A 23106-nucleotide genomic window follows, 5' to 3' on the forward strand; every position below is an offset into this window, starting at 1 on the left:
TCTTGATGTAACAATTCGATACCTTGAGGGGTGGAATTATGAAACGAGATTGGTTAGCCAGCATCAGAACGTCCAAAGAAAAGACTCATGAAGATGTTGCAATTCAGGTGGAAATAAGCCGTGAGTATTACACTATGATTGAGAACGGCGTCAGAAATCCGAGCGTTACTATAGCAAAAAGAATTGCACAAGCTCTGGAATTTGATTGGACTCTTTTTTTTGAGCTTAAAGGTAACATTACGACACAGTCAGGCTGTTTAGCATAACCAACAGAAGGACATCGTAACAATTGTTATTCGTTGAGATGGTAATGAAATCCTGCGAAATGGAGACAATTTGAAGGTGTGACGTAGATGGTCGTGGGAAATGGGAAGAAGTAATGACTTGGATCGCTTTGGACTTAGGTGGCTGACTTCCGCGCGATAAAGTTGTCGAGTATATGGCAGACCATGCTGATTGTAAGGCAGGTGAACAAATTGTCAAAAACTGTAGAACGAAAGGTGAATGTGACGGTGACATATGTCGGAGATGTCTGCGGAAGAGATCCGATTTTTGGTGTTTACGAATATCTCATAGCTCAGAAGCAGAAGGATCTTACTCAAAATGTCAATGCGGGAACAGATAGAAGTTGGACTGAAGTCGCTACTGAAACCTTTGAGGAAGGCATTGCGAATGGTGAAGCAATGTGAATGAAGGGAAATCAGGAATCCGGTTGCCGTAGGCGGCACCCTGAAATCACGAGCGCTAGTTCGCAGAAACCTCGCCGTCGGGGGTCGTAGCTCGAGTTACTGGAGTACTGGCGACTGTGTCAACAATTTAATGGAGAGTGACTGGTATGAGTGATTCGTCAAAGGGCTTCCTGCTTGGAGATTTGCAAGAGGGCCAAGCGCGCTTGCAGATGCTTTTGGATGAGCAACCCAAGGACGCTGACATACTACAGCAGATGTTCATGGATAATCTCTGGGCTCAGCGCGTGGTGAGGGGAGTACAAACAGCGTCCAGCAGTCGGAATCCGTAAATGCTAGGAAGTCAGGAGTCACTTTGAATTCGGCATGCGTGAATACTTAAAGTTCCCGTTTCGGTGGGAAATCATTACGTGGTTGTCATCGTAGTAGATGCGGTCACCACACTATCAAAATGGTGCATGAGATTTTCGTGGGCATGTAACTGCAATTGTACTGGGCAGCCAATGAAGCGATTGAAGTCATGAGACATTTGGTCTCCTCTAATCGAACATTGGTCTGTATGTTGAAACTCACTATTCCTTTGTAATTCTACAACAGTAAACCAGGTAGACAGTGAATGCGGGGCAAGCAGGTCTGAAATCAATGCCGTTTTGAGAGCTTTGAAGAAAAGTGTAAGTCACTTAGAAAGGGGGCGTCATAAAGATGTCCATAAAATGCAAAAGGCCAACCAGCGGCGAACTGGTCAGCCAACATCAAAAAGCATCCGTACCTATAGTATATCGCGGAGTCACTCTGCGAATCAAGCATCGCTTCTTTTCAGGTACATATCAGCAGAGGTATCACTGCGGGTCGGACCCTCCGTTTGGAGACGGTCCTATTTTTGATGCGTTCGTTTTAACCAGTGTTCTTGTGGAGGTGATGGAATGAGTGAGGGACTTTGGGCGATTCAGAGGATACAGGAGTATCAGCAGTCTATGGAGCAAGTTCGAGAACAGCGAAAGGATCACGAAAGACGGGTGAAACGGGCCGAGGAGCAAAGAGATTTTGAGACCCTGATGGCCGAAGAGGAACACGTGAAGTACTGCAAATGGATGGAGGCCAACTGCCGCTATGCAATACGGCAGTTGGCCAAGTATGCCACTGCCTACGAGGTTGACCGTACGATTCAGAAGGAATCGGCGAAATGGGTGTATACGGTGACTCGATTTGACCCTGTGATTTTGGACAACATCGGTGGAACTTTTGATGACTATGATTTTTTGAGAGATGAAGTGCAGGCGGAAAGCACGGAGTACCACTTGGACCTCAGGGTATTATCTTACCGCGAAAGGGAGGCTCTCCTCTTATACGTGCTAGACGGGTGCACGTGGAGTGAAATCGCTCAGCAGTTGGATGTGACGCGAAGTAGTGTGCAAACGTACATCCGGCGTGCGAGGCAGAAACTTCAGCGTTTGAGAGTGGAGGGGGTACAGCTTACGCTTATCAATTCTCCAGCCTCTCCAGAGTCCGAGACCACATATGTTCACGGGTTGACTCGGGACAAGCCGCCACGGTTGGTTGCGACACCTTAGCAAAAATGAGGAATCCACTATATTCGCTGGAACGGAGGATTGTGATGACGAACAACCAAGCGGAAGCTTACGCAAAACTGGCGATGGAAGCGGAAGGCTTAGGCAGAAAGCAAGTGGAGCAAATTTTACAGAACATGCGGATCCTCTTTGATACGTATACGGAACCGGAAATCTGTCGTAAAGCATTTGGGGTCGACTGTTAGAGAACAGGTGAACGAGGTAGCAATACGCTGATGTGGGTAACAGTAAACATAGATAGGTAATGCAGGAGATGGGAATTGCAGGCGGAAGGTGAGTAATCGTGGGGAAGCTTTCAGAGATCAACAAGCAGTACCAGGAAATTGTGGCATTGAACCAGTCCGAAGAGGAGCGGGATGAAGCGCTGGCAGAGCTCATGAAGGAAATGGAGCGACAGTATCAGATTCCGGTCATCCTGAATCCTGACTGGGAGTGGCGAAATAAAGCGGTGAGTGTGATGTATCATGTCATTTCCCAAAGCAGAACTGTGTTGTGAATTTGAAAGGTGGACATGAGCATGGGAGATAAATTGAAAGCTGGAGACCTCGTGGTAATGGAAGATTGCTGCGAGGTTCCCCGGTATAAGAATCGCGTATGGCGAGTTGCGTCTGACTCGTTTGATGTAGGCGGTCCGGGTGTAGGAGCAGAGGTCGTTATTCTGGATGGGTTCAGAGGGGGGGTTGCAACCCAGGGTCTCTGCAAAGTGAGCAGAGACCAGGTTGAGGAGCGTGGAATGTTCTTTTGTTCTAACTGCGGGCATACGCCGTTGGTTCACGTTCCTAATACGGACAGGCCTCATGAAGGCTGTGCCACCTGCGGATTCAATGAATGGATTTTTGAACCGACAGAAACTGTGTTGGCAGCGAAAAACAATACTTGAGAAAAGAGAAGCCTGATTAATCTCGGTATCAATCTAAACGGTAAGGATGGAGTGAGAAGGTATGGAGACTATGCCAAATGTGCAAGAACTCATGAACAATGCGGTGTTGGCACTGAACGAGAACGGCATTTTGCATCAAATCGTGCAGAAGCAGATTGAAAAGACACTAGAGCATATCATCAATGATGTTTTCGGTAGCTTTAGTGAATTTTCCAAGACCGTTGAAAAAGCTGTCCAGTCTGCCCTGAAGATAAACATAGACAGTCTTGACCTGCCTGGATACAACACATTGGTGATTGAAACTGTTCGGGAAAAAGTAGACCAGTTAATTCATGTGCAGGGGATCGAGCGGTTGCAGCAACAATTGGACGAGGTTCTAAACGGTGCAAAGAAAGAGTACTCACTGCAAGAAATTGTCGATGCAATCAAGGGGGATGCAACGGATTATTCGGATGCGCCTGGAGAGCACATGTCGCTATATATCGAATATAGACCAAGGACCTTAACCTTCATCTACATGGACAGTGAACCAGATGTACAAAAATATCGCTGCAATTATGGCCTGGTCGTCAATCAAGATGGAACGGTTCACTCTGTGAAAATCGACGGAACTGAACTCAACAAAAATCAAATCATGAATGGTTTTCATGGTTCCGAGAAACTGCTCTTTCAAGCATATGCAACGAAAGCAACTCTCGTTGGTTATCAAGACGAGGACGAGATCGATACAAGTTATGACAATGAAGAGGATTGAAATTTGCTGATGGAAACTTCGGACCTAATTCGAAAGCGTGAGGTGATAAAAGATGACGACAAAGATTGAATGGACGGAGGAAACCTGGAATCCGGTAACGGGCTGCAGTAAGGTGAGTGCCGGTTGTACGCACTGCTACGCGGAGACATTGGATCGTAGATTTGCGAAGAAGGATGGACATCCATTCAGACCCTGGAACTCTGCAAATATGGCACACAATGTGAGACTGCATCCAGAACGTATCGACGCACCCTTGCACTGGCGAAAGCCACGGAGGGTGTTCGTCAATAGCATGAGTGATTTGTTTCATGAGAAAGTGCCATTCGAGTTTTTGGATGAAGTATTCGCTGTGATGCTGGCGTGTGCGGTACTAGAGAGTCGAACTCACACATTTCAAGTCTTGACCAAACGTCCAGCACGCATGATGGAATACCTGACGCATCGAAGCCCCAGCGAAATGATCAAGGCGTGGGCCTATGCAGGTGATGGATTGATTCATCTGACGGACGGTGATGTGCTGTTCTCGGATGCGGTCTACACCGAAACAGTTCACGATTGGGATGCGTTTGGACACAACTCCAACAACAGCCCAGCGAAGTCGTTCGGCTATACCAAGAAACTGTGGCCGTTGCCTAACGTTTGGCTTGGTGTATCCGTCGAGAATCAGCAGGCCGCAGATGAGCGGATTCCGATGTTGCTTCAGACACCAGCTGCAGTCAGATTCCTCTCATGTGAGCCACTGTTGGGTCCTATAGACCTAAACTGCATCACTCTTGGGGGGGAAATCACGGGTAATGGAAAGAGAAAAATAGTATGGGATGCGCTTAACGGGTGGGAGCACCAATTCTCCACCGAAAGAACGAGTGAGATTCCGAATCTATCTTCTTCAAAGTCACATCCTGACGTGGATTGGGTTATCGCCGGTGGTGAGTCTGGTCCCGGTGCACGACTGATGCATCCTGAATGGGTGCGGAGCCTGCGGGACCAATGTATGCAGGCTGATGTTCCATTCTTTTTCAAGCAATGGGGTGAATGGGCGCCGTTCCTGGCGTTAGATAAGCATCCTGGCCAGAACAAGAAAGGCGTTATATTGGGAAAAGAAACAGTATGGCGCGTTGGCAAAAGGAAAGCAGGCCGAATGCTAGACGGGTGCACATGGGATGAGTTTCCGAAAGCTGGGGGGAAATAAGCATGGACGACAAGTTGAAAGTCATCAACAGCTTGGAAGTGGTCGACTTATCAACGAGCGCTGGGGAATGCGAATACGTGCTGGTTGAAGACAATGAGCAGAATCGGAGGGCACTTCTGGAGTGCGGATTCTCCAAAGAGCAGCTGCTTGAGAGCAAGATGGATGAGGTGCTGGATGTAGCGTATTTGGCCTTTTCGTACGGCGGATCTGATTGGTTCACACCAACAAACGGGTTTGTTGTGGACGGCAAATCTGCATAAGCAACACGGCCGTATGGCGGGCTCAGCAGTACAGCCTATGCGGCCTATCAATCATTATAGAGGGATGGGGTGTTTGGATGGACTACGAAAAGAACATCAGAGAATGGTTCAAGAACCATCAAGCTCATCTTACGAGCTACAGTGACCGCTTGGCGATTTTGGATTGGTCACAACCAGGGACAAATACTTACCGCTGTCGGTATGTATTTGACGGCAACATGATGTACATCTCGGGGGATATTGGAACGGCAGTGTTTTGGTTGACGTGGAAGGGTAACGTTCATTCCTTTGATGATATAGACATTGGATATTTTCATGAAAAGATGGACGCTTTTTCGAATGATAGATGGTCATTTAACGAACGTTCTGTTGTCTCCAGTTTGCGCAACTGGTTAAAGGACATGAAGGAGGACGGGACGGAATATGACCACGGAGAAATGAGGAAGCTGTTTCAAGAAGCAAGGTTGTGTTCACAACAGTGGGAATGGCGAGAAGTGATACAGTCTCACCAAGAATTCATCAGTGAGTTGAATCCAGATTACTGGGAGTGGATGTACGACTGCGGGAACGATTACCCAATGCGCGTAAGGGGCTACCTCATTGGCCTCCAAATGGCAAGCGAACAGATCCGCAAGCAAACGGACAGAGAACGACGACAGCCTGGGGCGTAGGTTCGAAGTGTGGAGCCCCGTGTAGAAGGTGATCACATGCGTTACACCTATGTCTGGGTACGGGACTATGTCCGGTTTCAACAGATTGTACAAGCCTTGAGAGACCACGGGTATATCCTTCGTACGGGCACAACGAGTGACGGAACTTATGCTGTAGAACTGCTGGGGCAACGTGGGCCAGAACAGCTGAGTTTAGGGATATAAGGGGGGGATTGAAGTGTCACAGGAACGTGAATTGTACTTGTACGAATGTAGTCAGTGTGAAATTACTTTCGGTGTGGAGACAAGTTTTGAGGATCATGCTTTCATCGTCTTTCCTGTTTGCAAGGAAGCGAGTCATATCCATGATGCTGGATGTTACACGGCAACTATGAACCGGCCTCCTGACACGGAAGCAGAACAGCCGGAACCCGCTTGCAGAGTCTGTGGTTGTACAGAGTCCAACGCGTGCCCAGGCGGTTGTTGGTGGGTGGAACCTGATTTGTGTAGCAGCTGTGTTGGAACGTCGTGACTTGTGGGCATCGCAGAAACTGTACTCAGAAACCAGGACTGAATTGAGGTGCATTTCGTGAATTACATCGAAGAGGTAAACGCATTTTATAACCGGTTGGAGGTGACTCCATTGTCCTCATCCGCCATTGCATTATGGTTTGCTCTGCTACACATATGCAACAAAACCGGATGGACGAAGGAGTTCTCCGCAGCGGTTGGAATGCTATCTCTCAAGAGTGGATTGGGTGCAAGAACAATCGTTAACGCACGGAATGAGCTCAAGACGAAAGGGTACATAGATTGGAAATCGAGAGGTGGAAGGAAGGCAGCTGTCTATCATGTCGAATTGTTGTGCGCAAATACTGCGCACAATGCTTCCGACAACACTTCCGACAATGTTTCCTACAATCCTTCGCACAACGTTTCCGACAACAGCTCGAAGGACGATTTGTACGCAAATATTGCGCACAACGTTTCCGGAAATGCTTCCACATTAAAAGATCTTAAAGATCTTTCTTCTTCTTCTGATTCTTCTACTACTCCTACTTCTACTACTGCGCACGAACCAATAGTCGAAATATGGAAAATATACGAAGAGGAAGACTTTGGGAAGTTGACACCCATGATCCGTGATAAATTGCAAAGCCTTGTGGAGGAGTATTCTGTCGAATGGGTGCGAGAAGCGCTTGTCGAGGCGGTGATGTACAATGCGCGTTCCTTCGTCTACGTGGATTCCATGTTGAAAAGTTGGCTCAAGGAAGGCGGACCAGAAGCCGCCAGAGCAAAGCGGGAGGCAGCGGCTGCGGCTCCTCAGAAGCCTGCTGCTGTTGTGCAGGGGCAACGACGTTCACGTCAGAGCGATACGAAGGCTCCGGAACCGGACGGACGCTACAGCAATTTTTATAAACTCTTTCCGGATTCGTAGGTGGTTATGGAACGGGTGAGCCAGTGCCGAACAACTCAGGCACAAGGGGAGGATTTTGGTGAGTCAAATCGACGTGGTCAACAGTTTGGAGTTCTGTCTTTGGCTTCAAACACGCCCTGAAGGAGTATCTGCAACGCAATGGAATTTAGCGAAAGCGACTGGATCAGCAACTGATGTTGAATCTATGAATGGAGGAGAGGACGGTAAGCGGGATGAAAAATACACTTGGTGATTTAAATAATCATTTGTTTGCGCAGCTTGAAAGGCTGTCGGATGAAGAATTAACTGGCGAGGAACTCACCGAGGAAATCAACAGAGCGAAGTCTGTGACGAGCGTTGCAGCGCAAATTATTGCAAACGGGTCACTCGTTCTTGAAGCCAAGAAACTTGTTGATGACAGAATGGATGCAAATACAGTCGTTCCGAAAATGTTGGAGGGATGATGGGTGGCCCGATACACGCAGGAGCAAATAGATTTCATTCGTGAGGTCGCTCAAGGAAGGTACAACACGGAAATTGCGGCTCTATTCAATGCAAGGTTCGGTACGAACGTGACGGAGGGCCAAATGAAAAGCTTTAAGGCGAACCATCAAATAAAAAGCAACGTGCCCAAAAGGCGCAGAACGGAGTCTGTCGGACTTTTCACAAACGAGCAAAAGACTTTCATTAAGGATAATGTGAAAGGACTGTCTAATCAAAAACTGGCCGACCTCGTCAACAAGAGATTTGGTGTATCCATCACCGCGAGGCAGATGAATACATGGAAAAAGAATCATGGACTGAGCAGTGGATTAAAAGGATCAGAGGGGATGTCACCACCCAACAAGGGAACCAGAGGTATATATAACGTTGGTGGGAATAAGACGTCATTCAAGAGGGGGGCAAGGTCTCATAACTACATGCCTGTTGGGTCTGAAAGAGTCAATGCAGATGACTATGTGGATATCAAGATTGCAGACCCGAATCGTTGGCGAGGAAAGCATTTGATTGTGTGGGAGGAGCACCATGGACAGCGGGTTCCAAAGGGATATGTCGTGATTTTTGGAGACCGTAACCGTCGTAACTTCGCTCCAGACAACTTGATATTGGTTTCACGAGCGCAACTCGCAGTCATGAACAAGCATGGTCTCATTCAAGACAACGCGGAACTCACTCGGTTGGGCATGATTGTGGCTGACCTCTATCAGAAAATCAGCCAGAGGAAGAGAGGCTGACATGAGAGATGATTCACACTGGAATGAGACTCGTTTATCTACGATACCATCAGTGCGACGTCGCATTTGGCGTGGATAGATTTCAGTCGGTCGTGAAGTGTCCTGGGGACGTTGCCGGCGTTGTCGAGGAGGTTGGGGCGGAATACGAGCGTTGATACAGGAGAGTTTTGCAGAAAAATTGCGCGTGAACTGCGGAATCAAGTGGCACACGCCGTCGGCTGGTTACTTCGGACTTGTGTCGTAACAAAGTTGCAGATCAAGCTCTTATGTATTGACTTGTACGATTCACAATTAAGCATTTCTCTTAAGCAGAGTGACAATTACGCAGCTATCAAACTGACATGAAGACTCATTCTAATGATATCATCCAGGTGAGAATTGTAAAAACTGAATGAGATAAGCTGTATATGTTTGAATGGTGTAAAATCTAATTTTACATAAACCTAGAGGAATGATAGAGTGGAGGTAGGGAGGTCGGACAAGCCATGCAACAACGAACACCATTCGCAGCCGAACCAAAGATTCGAGAAGCCCGTGTGAAAGTAGGTATGACGCAGGAGGAACTTGCGAAACAACTTGGAGTTTCACGACAGACAGTTTCCAATCTTGAGCACGGCCGAACGCTCCCGAACCTAGCGATTCTCTTTTTGATTGCTGGGATTCTTGGTGTCGCATGGTACACACTTTATTCGGAAGGAGGGAAAAATGATGGATAGCAGTCTACAAACCATTGATTGGTCCAACTGTTGTGACCTTAACGACAGCCAGCAGACAATTGATTGGGCAGGTGTTCTTCATACGGTCAGTGCAGCGACGTGGTTCTTATCTCTGGAAAAAGCAGTAACAAAAGGCGGATCAGCATGGTTTCCAGTGATTCTCGGTGGACTTGGACATCTTGCGGCTTACGAAATTAAAAAGAACCAGAACGTACAAGGCACTGCCATGCCTCAGTCCTGATTCTGTACAAAAAAACTTGACGCTCTTATAATACCAGAGATTTCAGATCGTTTGGATCGGAAATCTCTGGTATCACTCGTATATACCGCAAGAGAGAAGGAGCCCTTTATATGCCAACACTCAATTTCAAAGGGAAGACTTTTGTTCAGAATCACCATTTGACTGTTCCATACCATGAACTAATTCCACAACCAGACAAAAGTGTATCAGATGAGGTTCGACTGGATGACAACCTGATTATTCATGGAGACAATCTAGTGGCATTGAAGGCACTACTTCCGGTGTATGCGGAAAAGATAAAATGTATCTACATTGATCCACCCTATAACACAGGAACTGAACACTGGGTGTATAACGACAATGTAAACTCTCCGATGATGCAAGAATGGTTGGGTGGCATTGTAGATCGAGATGATCTCACTCGTCATGACAAATGGCTATGTATGATGATGCCACGACTCCAAATCTTGAGGGAACTACTTCGAGAGGATGGCGCAATCTTTATTTCGATTGATGACAATGAAGTGCATCATCTGCGCGTTATCATGGATGATATTTTCGGAGAAAAAAACTTTGTCGCCAATATCATTTGGGAGAAGAAGTTCTCTCCGCAAAACGATGAGAAATACTTGACTTCGACACATGACCACATTCTCTTGTACGCAAAAGACAAGGAACAGTGGAGTCCGAACTTGTTACAGAGAACGGATGAGGCAAATGAACGATTCAAAAATCCTGACAATGACCCTCGCGGTCCTTGGTCCAGTGGGGACATGACTTCCAAAACAAAAGCAAAGGGGCATTCTTATCCGATTACATCACCGAGCGGAAAAGTCTTTATCCCTCCCACAGGACGCCAGTGGGCACCCTCGAAAGAGACGTTTGACCAACTTGAGGCCGAGGGGCGGATTTGGTATGGAGAAAAAGGAGAGAACGTCCCTCGTATCAAACAGTTTCTTTCCGAAGTTCAGCAAGGAATTGTACCTATGACAATCTGGAAACATGCGGAAGTTGGGCATAACCAAGAAGCCAAGCAAGAACTCAACGCAATTTTTAAGGATAATCCGATTGACTTTGATACTCCTAAACCTCGACGCCTTCTGAAACGTATTCTTCAAATTGCTACAGGACCTAACGATCTGATTTTGGATTCATTTGCGGGAACGGGCACAACGGCTCAAGCCGTTCTCGAAATTAATGAAGAGGATCAGGGTCATAGGAAGTTCATCCTCGTTGAGATGGAAGAGTATGCAAATGACATCACTGCTGAAAGGATTCGGCGGGTGATTCGAGGAATTCCGTCTTCGCGCGATGATGGCTTGAAAAATGGGCTTAACGGATCATTTTCCTTTTTTGAGTTAGGAGAAGCAATTGACGTCAACAGTCTCATATCAGGTGAGAAACTACCACCATACATGGAACTGGCTCGATACGTCTTCTATACGGCTACTGGAGAAGCGTTTGATTCGATTGAAGTGGACGAATCGCGGTATTACATCGGGAGCAGCGCACACTACGAAGTGTATCTGCTATACCAACCGAACCTTTCATTCCTAAAATCGACGGCGCTGAATCTTGAATTCGCAGAGTCCATGGGCCCTTACGGGAACAGGAAACGCCTTGTCTTCGCACCGATGAAGTATCTGGATGAACACTACCTGGAGAAGTATTACATAGAATTCGCGCAACTACCGTACGAAATCTATCGGTTCAAGGGGTGATCTCATGGAACTCAAATCCTATCAACAGCAAGCACTTACGACCATCGAGACGTACCTGCGAGAACTGAAAAAATGGCATGAAACCTACACGACTCTACCCGAGGTCGCTAGGACAGCTTTCGACTATTCCAAAGAGGCTTGGAAAAGGGTCTCTAATGAAACATATCATCCTAAAGAAACGGGGACAGGTCATTCTCTACCGAATTTTTGTATCAAAGTTCCCACTGGAGGTGGTAAGACTTATTTAGCAGTGCAGTCTATTGACAGAATTCAGGGATTGCTGCACGAAAGAAAGAATGGACTGGTTTTATGGATTGTTCCAACTAATCAGATCTATCGCCAAACCTTATTTTATCTTCGGGACAGGACACATCCATATCGTCAGTTTCTTGATGTAACAACAGGCGGCCGAGTAATGGTCATTGAAAAAGGTGATCGATTTCAACCAAGAGATGTTCAGGAAAGATTGGTCATTTTGCTCTTGATGTTGCCTTCGGCCAACCGGAAGAACAAAGAAACACTAAAAGTTTTTCAGGATGCAGATGGTTTTGAGGCGTTTTTCCCGCCGGAAGGTCGTCCTGATGAACATAAAGAGATCCTCAATAAATTCCAAAACTTGGACTGTTTCGGCTCTGAAGAGGACTTCTACGGATGGCAGGTTAAATCGAGCCTTGGTAATGTGCTTCGTATCCTCTCGCCTGTAATTATTGTCGATGAGGGGCAGAAAACATACAGCAAGGGGGCTCAAGCCACCATTCGTGGCTTCAATCCTAGCATCCTCGTAGAACTTTCGGCCACTCCACCACAGGAATCCAATGTTCTTGTAAACATTAAGGGACGCGAACTTGACCAGGAAGAAATGATCAAACTTGACCTTCATATAACAAATAAGGGAAGCGCAACCTGGCATGGGATCCTAAAAGAGAGCGTTGAATGGCGATACGAATTGGAGAAAGAAGCGTTAGAGTTTGAAGCAAAAAACGGACGGTACATTCGCCCCATCAGTCTCATTCAAGTTGAACGTACAGGTAAAGAGCAAATCAAGTCTGGATATATTCACGCTGAACATGTGGTCGAGGAATTGGTAAAGGTTCATCATATTCCAAGGGATCAAATCGCCGTGAAATCCAGTGAAAAGGATGACATAGAAGGAATAGATCTTCTCTCAGCGGATTGTCCTATCCGATATATCGTAACAAAACAAGCTTTACAAGAAGGCTGGGATTGCTCCTTTGCATATGTTCTGACTGTATTGACTAATCCTTCATCGCTCACGGGCATGACTCAATTGGTCGGGCGTATTCTTCGACAGCCACATGCGAAAAAGACAGGATATAAACGACTCGATGAAAGTTATGTGTTTTGCTTTCAAAAACAAGCTGGGAAACTCCTGTCGTACATTCGAGGTGGCCTTCAGGGTGAAGGTCTTGGTGATCTAGCACATGGAATCACGGTGAGTGAGGATGATCCAGGTACGAAGGAACGTCGCTTGGTCGGAATACGGGAGAGGTTCAAACAGTTTGAGGGCAAAGTGTACTTACCTCAGTTCATCATCCAAGAAGACGATCGTGTTGAAAAAATTCGTTACGAGATGGATTTGGTGCAACGAATTCAGTGGGATAGGGTCTCTTTTAGGGCCATAGAAGAGTTATCCTTAAAAGAAAAGAAGATGTCTGACTTAGAAAGCGGTCTTGGATATGACGATGGAGAAGCTGAAGTTCTTATCGAAACTATGTCTGAGTGGCACTATGTCTCTGCACATTTGGATGCAATGATGATTACACGCCGATTGGTATCAGTTGTCCCAAATGCTTGGGTCGCAAACGAAATGACACAGAAAGCACTGAGCATCTTGCGAAAACAATACTCTGAAGAAATGTTGGCAGCCAACCAAGTTTTTATAATGGAAGAACTTTTGAAAATGCTAGAATCTGAGCGTGATCGGTTGTGCCATGACATCTTCATTCAACTGGTGGAACAAGGGAAACTTCGGTTTGTCTTGATGGAGGGACAAGCCTATCAGGTTCCGAAGCACATAGAGATACCTAATCGTAATCTAAAGCCTTTGACAGATGACGATACAGGTAAGTCGGTGCAGTTAAGCTTGTTTGACGATCCAGTACCTGAAGAAGACTTCAATGACTTAGAACGGTCGGTTGCACTCTATTTGGAAAAACAAGAGAAACTCCTTTGGTGGTACAGAAACCTAGTTAGCAAGGACTACTACGCCATTCAAGGGTGGCAAAAGCACAAAATCTACGCCGACTTCCTAGCTACAAAGAAGAGCGAAGCCAACCAGGAAGACTACGATGCTATTTACGTCTTGGAGACGAAAGGAAACCATCTTGATAATCCGGATACGGGGTATAAAAAAGATGTGTTTGCGCTCTGCAATAAACTCTCATGGAATCAGTTGAAGATGGAATTCCCGGACAAAAAAGTACATTTCCAGGTCATCTTTGAGAATGAATGGGAGCGGGCCATCAATGAGTTGTTTGTTTGACAGCGTAATGTAGTGAAAACTCGTCCTTCTTGGATGGTATTCTTGTTTCCTGCTTTAAGTCACAAGTCCACCGTTCACCCTCACATGAAATAATTAGGTTCCTTATTATAACGAAAACGTTATAATACGAGGTCAGCATCAAAACTAGACACAAAAGGAGCATACATATGTTCGAAATCGCCAGTGGGTTCTCTTCATCTCTTAATCCAAATGTGTCCACCATCAGTTGTATGGTATAAGACCCTCGTGTTCATCAATGCCCAACCATTTGTAGATGAAGTGAACTCTAACTCGGAGATGTTTCGTAACGAGACGTTGGGAGTTAATGATGACCACGTTTGACCGCCGTCGGTCGTCTTAAAAAACTTCTCTCCGTCGGTCGCAAACCCGTCATTAAAAGTTGGAAAACTCGGTGCCGTAATCTCTTGATTTGCAACGCTACTCTGCACTACTTTGCCCGGGGCCCATGTTCTCCCACCGTCTGTTGTGCGGTATGCAGTCAGCGTTGAACCGTCGCTCACAGGGAGGATACCTTCTTGTTGGTTGTAGAACATAGGTGGATAGGACGTGATTTCGGTATTTTTTAATTGTGATGGAACCGTTACCTGCTGTAGCGTCCACGTCTTGCCACCATCAGTTGTCTGGTACAGATAAATGTGTCCATTTGCAGATGTAAAACCCGTTGCCCAGCCATGGTCCTTATTGATGAAACTGGCTCCCGTCTTATCTCCATAAAAAGGGAGGGGACCTCCATGAAGATTCACAAAGCCAACCTTGCTCCAGGTGGTTCCCCCGTTATTTGTGTCATATATCGTCTCGCTTTCACTACCAGCGGCTGCTCCCTGCATCAAGGCGATCCAACCCTCTCTCGAATTGCGAAAGTGAAGCGTTATTGGATCACCGACGTCAGAAAACTGCTGCTTACTCCATGACTTTCCTCCACTTGACGTATGGAAAATGGCTACAGGGTTGTCGACACTACTGTCATTCGTCACAGCCACCCATGCATGCTTGGCGTCTAACCCGAACACTCGAACCACAGTACTCGACGAAGCGGAAAAGCCCTTCGGGGTAACATTTCCCCACTTCTTACCGCCGTCCGCCGTAACCCACACTCTGCGCTTTGGACCTGTTGCCCAGCCCATATTCGAGTCAATCATCTGAAGGGAAGCAAGAGGAGGGACCGTCGAGTTCTGGTCTGAAGTCGTGCTGTTGCTACCAGGTGTCTGCGATATCTTGGTCATGTTGCTCTTTACGCCGTTTGTGGTGTTTTCGTTCGTCGACATCCCTGTGTTTTCTATTGCTCCGCTACATCCAGTTAAAGAGATCATCATAGCTAAAGTCATACTTGCCGTAAGAAGCAGTTTATGTGTTTTCAATTTCAGATTAACCTCCTCGTGTTACACAAATTTGACGAAACAGCACCGCACATCGTTTCATCCAATTGCTTTCAATTTTGTGTAAACGAACACGAATCCTTGCTGCGCCAAGCTGCCCGTTGACCAACCGCATTGCTGTTTTATGGAACAAGAAAATAAATATCCATGCTATTTCTGGAAGGGACTGTCGGATATTCAGGTGCCTTGTAGAAAGGAACCCCAGGGGCACAGGACTGTACTATGGAGTCAAACTGTTACCAACTCTATTGTCCAGTTATCATCCTTTTTGTTCGTGATTCCTTTGATGAAATCCAGTATCTGAAATAGAAAGCTAAGGAAGTAAGGAGCCGCGCTGTTCAATCAGTGGTATCAGTTGTTGAATCAAGAGATGGGAGCAATTTTGTCATGCACCCCTTCCAAGATGGAGGAGGTGTATTTTATTTTGCTTGAAAAGTTGTTGATCTCGACAATTTAGGGGAATGAAATGGGCGAGTCAATACATGTTCTGAAAGGAGAGCAGTGGATGAAATCCATCAGCAAGGGCGCTATCGCTGCACTCAGTGCAGTTGGAATGCTTGCACTCAGTATTGTGCCAGCGTTCGCATCTACGACGGGGACGACTGTGACACTGAACCCGGGTTCGTTAACCGTATCGTCACCCTCTGTCGTGACGGCATTTCCGGCTGTCACTCTAAATGGGCAGCCACAACAGGTGACCGCCACTTTAGGGGCGTGGACAGTCGTTGACGCCACCGGATCCGGGAATGGATGGAAAGTGGACCTGACCGCAAGTCAACTGACAGAAGTCCAGCCCAGCTCCGGTTGGGCCAGTGGGACCAGTGCCAAAAAACTTCCGCTCGGTAGCCTCAGTTTATCGGGTCAACGGTCTATTGTTGCCGGTACCGGTTCTACACCTGTAAGTCCGACCAACGGACCGGTGCTGCAAAACCAGAGTGCTGCGATAGATACGGGGACGCCCGTTACCCTCATTGATACGCAGCCAAATTACGGAATGGGGATGTATACCATTCAGGAACCGAAGGCTGGACTGACGTTATCTCTGAGTCCAAAGACAGCCTATACCGATCCAAAGAACTATCCCAGTTCTCCCACTGTGTATGCAACGAATCTTCAGTACACGGTGAGCTCTGGTCCGTAATGGAATAGGCAGGTTCTTCTATATCATTTCTGGTGCCCTCTACGAGGTTGTAGGGGGCAAACCGGAAAGGAGAGAATGAAGCAATGACAGTTGGGAAGGTCGGGAAGTGGGTTTCACTCGTTGCTTCCGGTGTCACGACGGTTGTGTTTGCTAGTGCAACGGCCTTGGCAGCCAGTAGTACGACACTTACGACGGGATCGTCCATGAACTTTACAGCGAATCCCACGAATCATAGTCAAGTAGACCCTACCATCAGCACGTATTTTTTAGACAAGGGTTCACAAGGGAAGGTCCTTCACGAATCTCTCCAGTTGGCCAGTCACTCGAGTCAGACCATTCAAGTCCATTTGTTCGCCACCACAGCCTCCAACGGATTAAACGGGAACATCGTCTATGGATTATCTCCAAAACATACATGGATAAAGAAGTTGCCAGGCGTCGTTACGCTGCGTGCTCACCAGACCAAACAGATTCCATTTGAGGTCGTAGTTCCGCAAGACACAACGTCAGGTGATCATTTATTCGCCATATCCTGTAGCGACGGCCAGCATCAGCAGCACATTCGGAATACAGGTAAGTCTGGGATTGAACTCGGTATCAATGAATCTGTACGGCGTGTTGTGGCGGTGGAGGTTGAAGTTCCTGGCGTTCAGAAAGTTGCCTTTGACCTAAACCACGTGAAAGTGGGGACGTACCCTTCTGGTCAGTACTATGAAGTCAGTGGTGCTGATCAAAGCAATGTGATTTTAAAAAACATCAGTGGGTCCATGACGTTATACAAAGGAACGCGGCAGGTCCTGACTCGAACGTTGACCGGTCTTAGTTTTGCCCCAAATGAGCCGATCACGTTTGAGGACCGATGGGTGAAAGGTGCGGCCCCCATCGGAACCTACCATGTGCAGATTGTGCTGCGTGGCAAGGGGCTGGGGAAGTATACGAAAAAGCTCTCTTTCAAAATCACACCTCCAGCCATTCGTCACTACGACCAACTGACAGGCCATAAAGGCGTGCAGCTGGTTGTTGCGGATTGGACGTGGTGGGTCATGGGAGGACTAGGGCTATTGACCATGGGGATGGTGGGATATGTAGTTGTGCTGAGGCGACGACGGTGGAAAGGGGAATCGTCATGAAGATGAAAAGTAGGAGACGCATCGTGAAAGGAGTCGCTCTGTCGAGCCTTCTTAGCGGGGCGTTATCCACACAGATTGCGTACGCGGGGAGTCTCAGTGTGTCCGCTCCGAACAGTATCACGTTTCCTGCCACGACGCTGACCGGTGCACCCCAGACCCTCACGACGAATGTCCCTGGTCTCCAGGTTGGTGACACAACCGGGACTGGGCAGGGCTATCACCTGACAGTCCAGGCATCCCCATTTACATCAACGAACGGAAAACATACATTGCCAGCAGGCAGCCTTACGCTCCAAGCCCCCAATGCCATCACCGAGAAGGCACAAGTTGGACCGAATTTAGTGGCCAATCCTGGCTTTGAAGACCCTTATGCGGATTGGCAGCTCTATGCGTCTTCTAGCACAACAACCGTTCAGAACTCGTACTCTACGACGACAGTGCACTCAGGCAAGTATGCTTATCAATTGAGTGCGTCGAAGATGCCAAGCGGCTCCTATGTCCATTTGCATCAGTGGATAGGTGGCATTCATCCTGGAACTCATGTGCTGTCCAGTCTCTTTGTCGACGTCACCCAACTCAGCAACAGTAAGATTCTCTATGAAGCAGACTTCTATGACGCCAGTGGCAAGTTCCAGGGAGCCCTCACGTCGGATACCGTCACGTCTACGACCAGCGGATGGACACAGCTTTCATTGCAGGGCACAGTTCCAGCCCATGCTGTATCTGTTGCTATCTATCCGAAGATTACGGCGACGGCTACAAATGGACAGGCAACCGTGTATCTGGACGATGCGAATTTTCAGGAAAGCGGCTCCGGCGTTCCGGCTGGAACAACGAATCTGGTCACCAATCCTGGATTTGAGACGATATCCGGAGTCGGAAACCTTTTCGTCAACAACTGTGCGAGTGGCGAGGCATGGAAGAACACGACGGGATCCGTTTCTTTCGGTTCAAATGGCGTGACCCTGACACAGAATAACTCGACCCTCGTCACGCGGGACCAATGGCTCCCCTATCGTAATGAACCGCTGACGATACAGACCACCTTTGTGACACCAGCCAACACGCCGGTATCGGCGGGGCTCCAATTATGGCAGAAGGCCAGCAACAACTATCAGATTGTCTGGCAAGGCGATGAGAACTTTGTCCTGTACAAGGTAGTGAACGGAACGGGTACGCCCATTGCTGCAACAGGACTCAACGGTGCTCAAGTCAATCAGAGCGCAAATACGACGTACACCCTGACGTTGACCCTTTCCTCGTCAGGAGCGCTGACGGGAACGCTCTATTCGGGAGCCGGATCGTCGGGAACGAAACTGATCACATTGACAGCCAATGACACCCATCTTCACGGGCCTTTTTCCGCATCGGTGTTTGGAGATACAGGACCTCGATTCAATCAGATGATTGTGAAAGGCGGTTTGCCGCAGAGCTGGGGAAACTATACACAAGGCACCGTAGGTTCCTCCACCATTGTGCCGACCACCGTGTCTCCTTTTAACGGATCGCATGCCTTACAATTCTCAGCTTACAATGTGGGCGCAAACGCAGCTCAATTCTGGATGGAGGGTATCAGCGTAAAGCCAAACATGCCCTTTACCGCAACAGGAGAGGTCTGGATCAAGACCTTGAGGGGAGTGCATTTGACGTATCAAATAGACTGGTTTAATTCATCCGGAAACTATATCACTACGACCGGCGCCAATTATTCCAGCACAACGAACGGATACATGCCAATTCGGTTGGTTGGGACCACACCTGCGAACGCAGCCAGTGGTCACTTGGCTTTGGTACTTGGAGATAACAAGGTCGGGGGATACGGAACCGTGGAAGCGGATGACATGTCCTTTCAATACGGCACCACTACGCCGCCGGTCGCTGCAACTGGAGCCCCATGGGCCATTGATACCAAGACTCCAGTCACCCTTCTTTCGGCACCGGTCTGGACCGGGATGAGTCAATACACTGTTCATTGGCCAGCTGATGCGTTGAAACTGACACTGGAGCCAAAGAGTACCTATACCAATCCTTCATCCAGTTCCACCACTTATCAATCACAGCTCACCTACAGCATCGTCTCAGGTCCGTAGTCGCCATCGAATCCTCCTCATGGTTTCATGCACCTGCCACATCTCTGATTTCGTTCGGGTCTCCTAGACTGTAATACTCATAAAACATACGTGGTTTTGTCATGCTGCCCTCTTTATACAGGAGGGATTAACGTATGCCAGTAACTTGTATTGTTTGTAACCGGCCACTTCGGGCACCGAGAAGTGTCATGCAACAAGTGGGACCCGTTTGTGCCAAGCGTGTACGCGAATTAGGTGCACAAATTCAGACCCAGATGCGAAATGAAGGGACGTGGACAGATTCTGCAGCGGCTAGTTTTCGACCTGGGCAAGACGGATGGCTGGCTTTGGCGCAGCAAGCGCATGAAGGATATGTCCATACACGTGCCGCGAGAAGAGCAGCAAGAATCCGAGCCAGGCAACAGGCGCAGGTAACTCCGCAGCCCGAGCCAAGGACAGAAATCGTCCCTCATGTTTGGTCTGCGACACAACAGGACTACGGAGACCTGGAATATGTGTATCTCAGTGCTGATCAGGCTGAATGTCATTCTAGTTCCGGAAATACCTACTTTGTGACGGAAAACTCCTGTACGTGTCCTCATCATGACCACCGGGGTGCAGTCTGTCGCCATATTCAAGGGTTCCGTCAGTTGCAAGGGATTCCTGCAGAACCTGAGACGGTCTCTGATCCCGTTCCTCGTTCTATGGTTCAGGCTGAACCCGACCTATCTGCTTTCGATTCACCAGAAGAGGCGTACCGTGAACAACAACTGAATGTCTGGCGCAGCTATTCAGGACAACCGACCCTGTGGATGTCTCGGGATGACCAGGCTTGGGAAGCGCTTCGTGACGAGGCTAGTGGAGACTTGTCGTACGTCTACGAGGGGGTTTTGGGTGGTACGGATAACACCTTTGGCTTGGAGATCGAGTTTGAAGATGGCGATACGTATTCTATCGGCAGAGAGCTATACGGGGACGGTTTGTTGCTCTCCCCTCAACGCAGTGGGTACCATGGCCGGACTGCGGAAGGAAAGTGGAAATTTGAATATGACGCGTCTGTCTCCAGGGGAGAGCGTGGGGGAGAACTCGTCTCTCCCGTATTTGTTGACTCCAGAGAGAGTTGGGCACAAATCCAGCGCGTGGCCGAAGTGGTCCATCGACATGGGGGCCGGGTGACCGTCAGTACGGGCGGGCATGTACATATCGGCATGGATCCGTTAGATGAGCGAGCGTACCGCTGGCAGCGTCTTGCTCGTATCGGACTGGGCTACGAGAAGGCACTGTATCGGATGGGGGCAGCGGATGATGCCGCTTTTCAACGCGGGGACGCGGGGCGTCATAGAGGTGCTCATTATGCCAACCCGATTCCCGACTCGGCCCGAAGAATGTACGGGACCTCTCTAACTGCAGACCAGGCGAGACGGTTGCTCGTCAACCATTCTGGGAGAGGGCATGGGGCGCGATACACGGCGTTCAATACCATGGGCTATATTGAACGGGGCATCCCGACCGTCGAGTTTCGCTATCCCAATAGTTCACTAGACCCTCGTTCCCTGCAAGCGCAGGTTTGTGTGACCAACGCATTGGTTCATCAGTCTGCCATCCTGAGACAGGCTACAGACCAGGGGCAGCTGCTGCCAGGACTGTCTCAAACCCGTGAGCAATGTCGTGTCAGTCAGCGTGTTTCGGAAGAACAAGAAACACAGAACTTCCGCAAGTTCCTGGACGTGCTTGGGAATCGGGAAGTTCAATTGGCCGCAACATGGCTGTGGTTACGAGGACGAGCATGATGGACTCATTGACACAATCTGACACGTAATGTATCATATACGAAACATATATGAGACCGGAGGAGTTAATGTGAAACACATTGATGAGAACAGTGAGCTGACGGCAGCCTTCGTCGTGAGCTATGAAGGCAGGATGTTTGAGGCGGACACCCCGAGCCAAATCCTGACGGAGATAACCGGGGTCTTCTTCCCGGATGAAGAGCCGATTACAAGATGGCTGGTGCGTGGGAAGTATGCGAGACAATGGCTCAACACCTTTGCAGCAGAGTCCAGAAAAGCTGAAATTGTAAGTGGTGACCGGAAGGTGGAAGCCAACTTTATCAATCGGTACAGCAAGGATGAATCTGAGAATGAGGAATTCAGTTCTATGGAGTGGAGCGACGAGCCGGTAGCAGTGATCAATATTCTAACGGATCGGACGCTGTTTCAATCGTTGTTGGAACTAGAGCTCCTGTCACTGATGGAAAGAGAGGACGTATTCTACTTCCGGAACGGGGGTCCCTGGGCAGCATCCTACGAGGCGGGGCAAACCTCCTGTCAGTTGTGCCGGTATTTTCGGTCATTTCCGGATGGCAGCACACGATGTGTGGACCAAGCGGTGGATTTACAACATGGCGTGCGGGTGAATCCAGAGGCGCCTGTGGGGTGGTTCTGCCAAGCCTTTGCGCCCTTACATGACGATGACGGAATGGATGAACGTGTTGGGGGGAAGTACGTCCCGATATCTCCAGATATGGTTCATCTCCCAGAATGGCAGGTCAACTATGTCAGCGAAGAATAGAGTTGGAGGGAGAATCCAAGCTCTTCGAAAGGCCCAGATGATGTCCTTACGTCGTCTGGGTGAGCTTTCAGGTGTGAGTGCATCCCAACTGTCAAAGATTGAGGCGGGTACACATGATACGACGGTGGGAACCCTGGAGAACATTGCACAGGCATTAGGATGTACAGCGGCTGCCCTTCTCAGTGACGACATGGATGCTGTCATGGACTTGGAGATGCTCTGTTTCACTTCTGCGGGATGGCGTACGACAGCAGGAGTCCTGTATCCGACTGACGAGGAGAGAAAGCTGATGGCGCAACAGATTGGAATGGTTCAAACGTATTTGTCACATGGGGGAGGCGACAAGTGATGTGGGTGTTTGTATATGGCACACTGCGCTCCGGTGAATCCAATCACCACGTCATTCAAGAAGACATTGTCGAGTTAGAGCCGGGAAAGGTGGCAGGCGTGTTGCACGACGCCGGTCACTTTCCTTACTTGGTGACCAGTGATTCGGGTTGTGGATATGTCACGGGGGACTGGGTTCGAATTGAAAATGATACGGCGCTCGTGAAACTGGACAGTCTGGAAGGATTCAAGGAAGCTGGCTATGAGTTCAACCATTATGATCGTGTGGTATTGAAGGATGTCGAGTCAGGCCGAACTGGGTGGGGGTATATAGCGGGGCCAAGGATTCGAACTGCGATCTATCCAGCCATCAGTTCGGGAGACTGGAAGTTGCTCGCCAGAAAGTTTGAAAATATGAATCAAATCTGCTGGCGTTAGCGTCCGCTGATAGCGAGCCATAAGTTCGTAATATGGTATTAAATTGAAGTGTGTGTTGGGCCCTGAGCCCCCTGGATTTCCGCCATTGGATAAATCAAACCCGTTCACCAGCAAAATAAGACATACTAACAATGAAGACAATACAAAGTGCATGGAGTATTTACTCAGCTTATAGACCTTGTTCCATTTGTT

Annotated in this window: 29 protein-coding genes; 28 read left to right on the plus strand and 1 reads right to left on the minus strand. The window is 48.3% G+C overall.

Annotation, left to right across the window (positions count from 1 at the left end; genetic code table 11):
- Positions 1-38: 38 nt before the first annotated feature.
- The 21 genes from GI364_RS03085 (at position 39) to GI364_RS03185 (ending at position 13841) form a co-directional block, all read left to right on the plus strand.
- Entirely contained in the window at positions 39-266 is a 228-nt protein-coding gene (locus tag GI364_RS03085) for a helix-turn-helix transcriptional regulator (protein ID WP_198852257.1), read from the plus strand.
- Positions 267-476: 210 nt separating this feature from the next.
- The gene (locus GI364_RS03090; RefSeq protein ID WP_198852258.1) at positions 477-689 is read left to right on the plus strand and encodes a hypothetical protein; all 213 of its coding nucleotides are present in this window, start codon (positions 477-479) and stop codon (positions 687-689) included.
- Between the two features lie 146 nt (positions 690-835).
- Complete coding sequence (locus GI364_RS03095; protein ID WP_198852259.1) at positions 836-1018, plus strand: hypothetical protein; 183 nt, start codon at positions 836-838, stop codon at positions 1016-1018.
- Between the two features lie 370 nt (positions 1019-1388).
- Complete coding sequence (locus tag GI364_RS03100; protein ID WP_198852260.1) at positions 1389-1613, plus strand: hypothetical protein; 225 nt, start codon at positions 1389-1391, stop codon at positions 1611-1613.
- On the plus strand, positions 1610-2257 hold the full coding sequence (locus GI364_RS03105) for a sigma factor-like helix-turn-helix DNA-binding protein (RefSeq protein WP_198852261.1): 648 nt from the start codon (positions 1610-1612) through the stop codon (positions 2255-2257). Before GI364_RS03100 ends, GI364_RS03105 begins: the two co-directional genes overlap by 4 nt.
- A 44-nt stretch (positions 2258-2301) precedes the next feature.
- Positions 2302-2460: a hypothetical protein gene (locus tag GI364_RS03110; RefSeq protein WP_198852262.1), complete on the plus strand. Its 159-nt coding sequence runs from the start codon at positions 2302-2304 to the stop codon at positions 2458-2460.
- A gap of 98 nt (positions 2461-2558) precedes the next feature.
- Complete coding sequence (locus tag GI364_RS03115; RefSeq protein ID WP_198852263.1) at positions 2559-2771, plus strand: hypothetical protein; 213 nt, start codon at positions 2559-2561, stop codon at positions 2769-2771.
- A 21-nt stretch (positions 2772-2792) separates the two neighbouring features.
- Positions 2793-3155, plus strand: a complete 363-nt coding sequence (locus GI364_RS03120; RefSeq protein ID WP_198852264.1) for a hypothetical protein — start codon at positions 2793-2795, stop codon at positions 3153-3155.
- A gap of 61 nt (positions 3156-3216) precedes the next feature.
- Complete coding sequence (locus GI364_RS03125; RefSeq protein ID WP_198852265.1) at positions 3217-3909, plus strand: hypothetical protein; 693 nt, start codon at positions 3217-3219, stop codon at positions 3907-3909.
- 52 nt (positions 3910-3961) lie between these two features.
- Positions 3962-5098 carry a DUF5131 family protein gene (locus tag GI364_RS03130; protein ID WP_198852266.1) on the plus strand — a complete coding sequence of 379 codons (1137 nt, stop codon included), beginning with the start codon at positions 3962-3964 and terminating at the stop codon, positions 5096-5098.
- A 2-nt stretch (positions 5099-5100) separates the two neighbouring features.
- Entirely contained in the window at positions 5101-5358 is a 258-nt protein-coding gene (locus GI364_RS03135) for a hypothetical protein (RefSeq protein ID WP_198852267.1), read from the plus strand.
- A 77-nt stretch (positions 5359-5435) separates the two neighbouring features.
- The gene (locus GI364_RS03140; protein WP_198852268.1) at positions 5436-6029 is read left to right on the plus strand and encodes a hypothetical protein; all 594 of its coding nucleotides are present in this window, start codon (positions 5436-5438) and stop codon (positions 6027-6029) included.
- 36 nt (positions 6030-6065) lie between these two features.
- Positions 6066-6233: a hypothetical protein gene (locus GI364_RS03145; RefSeq protein WP_198852269.1), complete on the plus strand. Its 168-nt coding sequence runs from the start codon at positions 6066-6068 to the stop codon at positions 6231-6233.
- 364 nt (positions 6234-6597) lie between these two features.
- A complete protein-coding gene (locus tag GI364_RS03150) occupies positions 6598-7446 on the plus strand; it encodes a DnaD domain protein (protein ID WP_198852270.1) in 849 nt (282 codons plus the stop codon).
- Positions 7447-7504: 58 nt separating this feature from the next.
- Entirely contained in the window at positions 7505-7678 is a 174-nt protein-coding gene (locus GI364_RS03155; protein ID WP_198852271.1) for a hypothetical protein, read from the plus strand.
- Positions 7659-7889: a hypothetical protein gene (locus GI364_RS03160; protein ID WP_198852272.1), complete on the plus strand. Its 231-nt coding sequence runs from the start codon at positions 7659-7661 to the stop codon at positions 7887-7889. Before GI364_RS03155 ends, GI364_RS03160 begins: the two co-directional genes overlap by 20 nt.
- Positions 7890-7892: 3 nt before the next feature.
- Positions 7893-8660: an HNH endonuclease signature motif containing protein gene (locus tag GI364_RS03165; protein WP_233095993.1), complete on the plus strand. Its 768-nt coding sequence runs from the start codon at positions 7893-7895 to the stop codon at positions 8658-8660.
- A 485-nt stretch (positions 8661-9145) separates the two neighbouring features.
- On the plus strand, positions 9146-9376 hold the full coding sequence (locus GI364_RS03170) for a helix-turn-helix transcriptional regulator (RefSeq protein WP_198852273.1): 231 nt from the start codon (positions 9146-9148) through the stop codon (positions 9374-9376).
- Positions 9366-9617 (plus strand): hypothetical protein, encoded by a 252-nt coding sequence (locus GI364_RS03175; protein WP_198852274.1) that lies wholly within the window; start codon positions 9366-9368, stop codon positions 9615-9617. The genes GI364_RS03170 and GI364_RS03175 overlap by 11 nt, the downstream gene beginning before the upstream one ends.
- Positions 9618-9727: 110 nt before the next feature.
- A complete protein-coding gene (locus GI364_RS03180) occupies positions 9728-11338 on the plus strand; it encodes a site-specific DNA-methyltransferase (protein ID WP_198852275.1) in 1611 nt (536 codons plus the stop codon).
- A 4-nt stretch (positions 11339-11342) separates the two neighbouring features.
- Entirely contained in the window at positions 11343-13841 is a 2499-nt protein-coding gene (locus GI364_RS03185) for a DEAD/DEAH box helicase (RefSeq protein WP_198852276.1), read from the plus strand.
- Between the two features lie 194 nt (positions 13842-14035).
- Here GI364_RS03185 and GI364_RS03190 read toward each other — a convergent pair whose 3' ends face one another.
- Positions 14036-15220 carry a WD40/YVTN/BNR-like repeat-containing protein gene (locus GI364_RS03190; protein WP_198852277.1) on the minus strand — a complete coding sequence of 395 codons (1185 nt, stop codon included), beginning with the start codon at positions 15218-15220 and terminating at the stop codon, positions 14036-14038.
- 523 nt (positions 15221-15743) lie between these two features.
- On the opposite strand from GI364_RS03190, the gene GI364_RS03195 reads away from it, so the two are divergent.
- The 7 genes from GI364_RS03195 (at position 15744) to GI364_RS03225 (ending at position 22914) form a co-directional block, all read left to right on the plus strand.
- Positions 15744-16379: a hypothetical protein gene (locus GI364_RS03195; RefSeq protein ID WP_198852278.1), complete on the plus strand. Its 636-nt coding sequence runs from the start codon at positions 15744-15746 to the stop codon at positions 16377-16379.
- Positions 16380-16462: 83 nt separating this feature from the next.
- On the plus strand, positions 16463-17509 hold the full coding sequence (locus GI364_RS03200; RefSeq protein WP_198852279.1) for a WxL protein peptidoglycan domain-containing protein: 1047 nt from the start codon (positions 16463-16465) through the stop codon (positions 17507-17509).
- Entirely contained in the window at positions 17506-19599 is a 2094-nt protein-coding gene (locus tag GI364_RS03205; RefSeq protein WP_198852280.1) for a WxL domain-containing protein, read from the plus strand. The genes GI364_RS03200 and GI364_RS03205 overlap by 4 nt, the downstream gene beginning before the upstream one ends.
- A gap of 134 nt (positions 19600-19733) precedes the next feature.
- Positions 19734-21368, plus strand: a complete 1635-nt coding sequence (locus GI364_RS03210) for an amidoligase family protein (protein WP_198852281.1) — start codon at positions 19734-19736, stop codon at positions 21366-21368.
- 70 nt (positions 21369-21438) lie between these two features.
- Complete coding sequence (locus GI364_RS03215; protein WP_198852282.1) at positions 21439-22149, plus strand: hypothetical protein; 711 nt, start codon at positions 21439-21441, stop codon at positions 22147-22149.
- The gene (locus tag GI364_RS03220; RefSeq protein ID WP_198852283.1) at positions 22133-22498 is read left to right on the plus strand and encodes a helix-turn-helix domain-containing protein; all 366 of its coding nucleotides are present in this window, start codon (positions 22133-22135) and stop codon (positions 22496-22498) included. Before GI364_RS03215 ends, GI364_RS03220 begins: the two co-directional genes overlap by 17 nt.
- Entirely contained in the window at positions 22498-22914 is a 417-nt protein-coding gene (locus GI364_RS03225) for a gamma-glutamylcyclotransferase family protein (protein ID WP_233095994.1), read from the plus strand. Before GI364_RS03220 ends, GI364_RS03225 begins: the two co-directional genes overlap by 1 nt.
- Positions 22915-23106 lie beyond the last annotated feature (192 nt).

Origin of the sequence: Alicyclobacillus sp. SO9 (assembly GCF_016406125.1) — a bacterium.
Lineage (GTDB): Bacteria > Bacillota > Bacilli > Alicyclobacillales > Alicyclobacillaceae > SO9.

Bases quoted from the DNA above. Each gene is read 5' to 3' on its own strand.
- GI364_RS03170 (WP_198852273.1), top strand. From the start codon at position 9,146: ATGCAACAACGAACACCATTCGCAGCCGAACCAAAGATTCGAGAAGCC.
- GI364_RS03205 (WP_198852280.1), top strand. From the start codon at position 17,506: ATGAAGATGAAAAGTAGGAGACGCATCGTGAAAGGAGTCGCTCTGTCG.
- GI364_RS03180 (WP_198852275.1), top strand. From the start codon at position 9,728: ATGCCAACACTCAATTTCAAAGGGAAGACTTTTGTTCAGAATCACCAT.
- GI364_RS03120 (WP_198852264.1), top strand. From the start codon at position 2,793: ATGGGAGATAAATTGAAAGCTGGAGACCTCGTGGTAATGGAAGATTGC.
- GI364_RS03130 (WP_198852266.1), top strand. From the start codon at position 3,962: ATGACGACAAAGATTGAATGGACGGAGGAAACCTGGAATCCGGTAACG.
- GI364_RS03145 (WP_198852269.1), top strand. From the start codon at position 6,066: ATGCGTTACACCTATGTCTGGGTACGGGACTATGTCCGGTTTCAACAG.
- GI364_RS03105 (WP_198852261.1), top strand. From the start codon at position 1,610: ATGAGTGAGGGACTTTGGGCGATTCAGAGGATACAGGAGTATCAGCAG.
- GI364_RS03160 (WP_198852272.1), top strand. From the start codon at position 7,659: ATGAAAAATACACTTGGTGATTTAAATAATCATTTGTTTGCGCAGCTT.
- GI364_RS03200 (WP_198852279.1), top strand. From the start codon at position 16,463: ATGACAGTTGGGAAGGTCGGGAAGTGGGTTTCACTCGTTGCTTCCGGT.
- GI364_RS03195 (WP_198852278.1), top strand. From the start codon at position 15,744: ATGAAATCCATCAGCAAGGGCGCTATCGCTGCACTCAGTGCAGTTGGA.
- GI364_RS03095 (WP_198852259.1), top strand. From the start codon at position 836: ATGAGTGATTCGTCAAAGGGCTTCCTGCTTGGAGATTTGCAAGAGGGC.
- GI364_RS03175 (WP_198852274.1), top strand. From the start codon at position 9,366: ATGATGGATAGCAGTCTACAAACCATTGATTGGTCCAACTGTTGTGAC.
- GI364_RS03110 (WP_198852262.1), top strand. From the start codon at position 2,302: ATGACGAACAACCAAGCGGAAGCTTACGCAAAACTGGCGATGGAAGCG.
- GI364_RS03220 (WP_198852283.1), top strand. From the start codon at position 22,133: ATGTCAGCGAAGAATAGAGTTGGAGGGAGAATCCAAGCTCTTCGAAAG.
- GI364_RS03210 (WP_198852281.1), top strand. From the start codon at position 19,734: ATGCCAGTAACTTGTATTGTTTGTAACCGGCCACTTCGGGCACCGAGA.
- GI364_RS03185 (WP_198852276.1), top strand. From the start codon at position 11,343: ATGGAACTCAAATCCTATCAACAGCAAGCACTTACGACCATCGAGACG.
- GI364_RS03140 (WP_198852268.1), top strand. From the start codon at position 5,436: ATGGACTACGAAAAGAACATCAGAGAATGGTTCAAGAACCATCAAGCT.
- GI364_RS03085 (WP_198852257.1), top strand. From the start codon at position 39: ATGAAACGAGATTGGTTAGCCAGCATCAGAACGTCCAAAGAAAAGACT.
- GI364_RS03100 (WP_198852260.1), top strand. From the start codon at position 1,389: ATGTCCATAAAATGCAAAAGGCCAACCAGCGGCGAACTGGTCAGCCAA.
- GI364_RS03125 (WP_198852265.1), top strand. From the start codon at position 3,217: ATGGAGACTATGCCAAATGTGCAAGAACTCATGAACAATGCGGTGTTG.
- GI364_RS03135 (WP_198852267.1), top strand. From the start codon at position 5,101: ATGGACGACAAGTTGAAAGTCATCAACAGCTTGGAAGTGGTCGACTTA.
- GI364_RS03225 (WP_233095994.1), top strand. From the start codon at position 22,498: ATGTGGGTGTTTGTATATGGCACACTGCGCTCCGGTGAATCCAATCAC.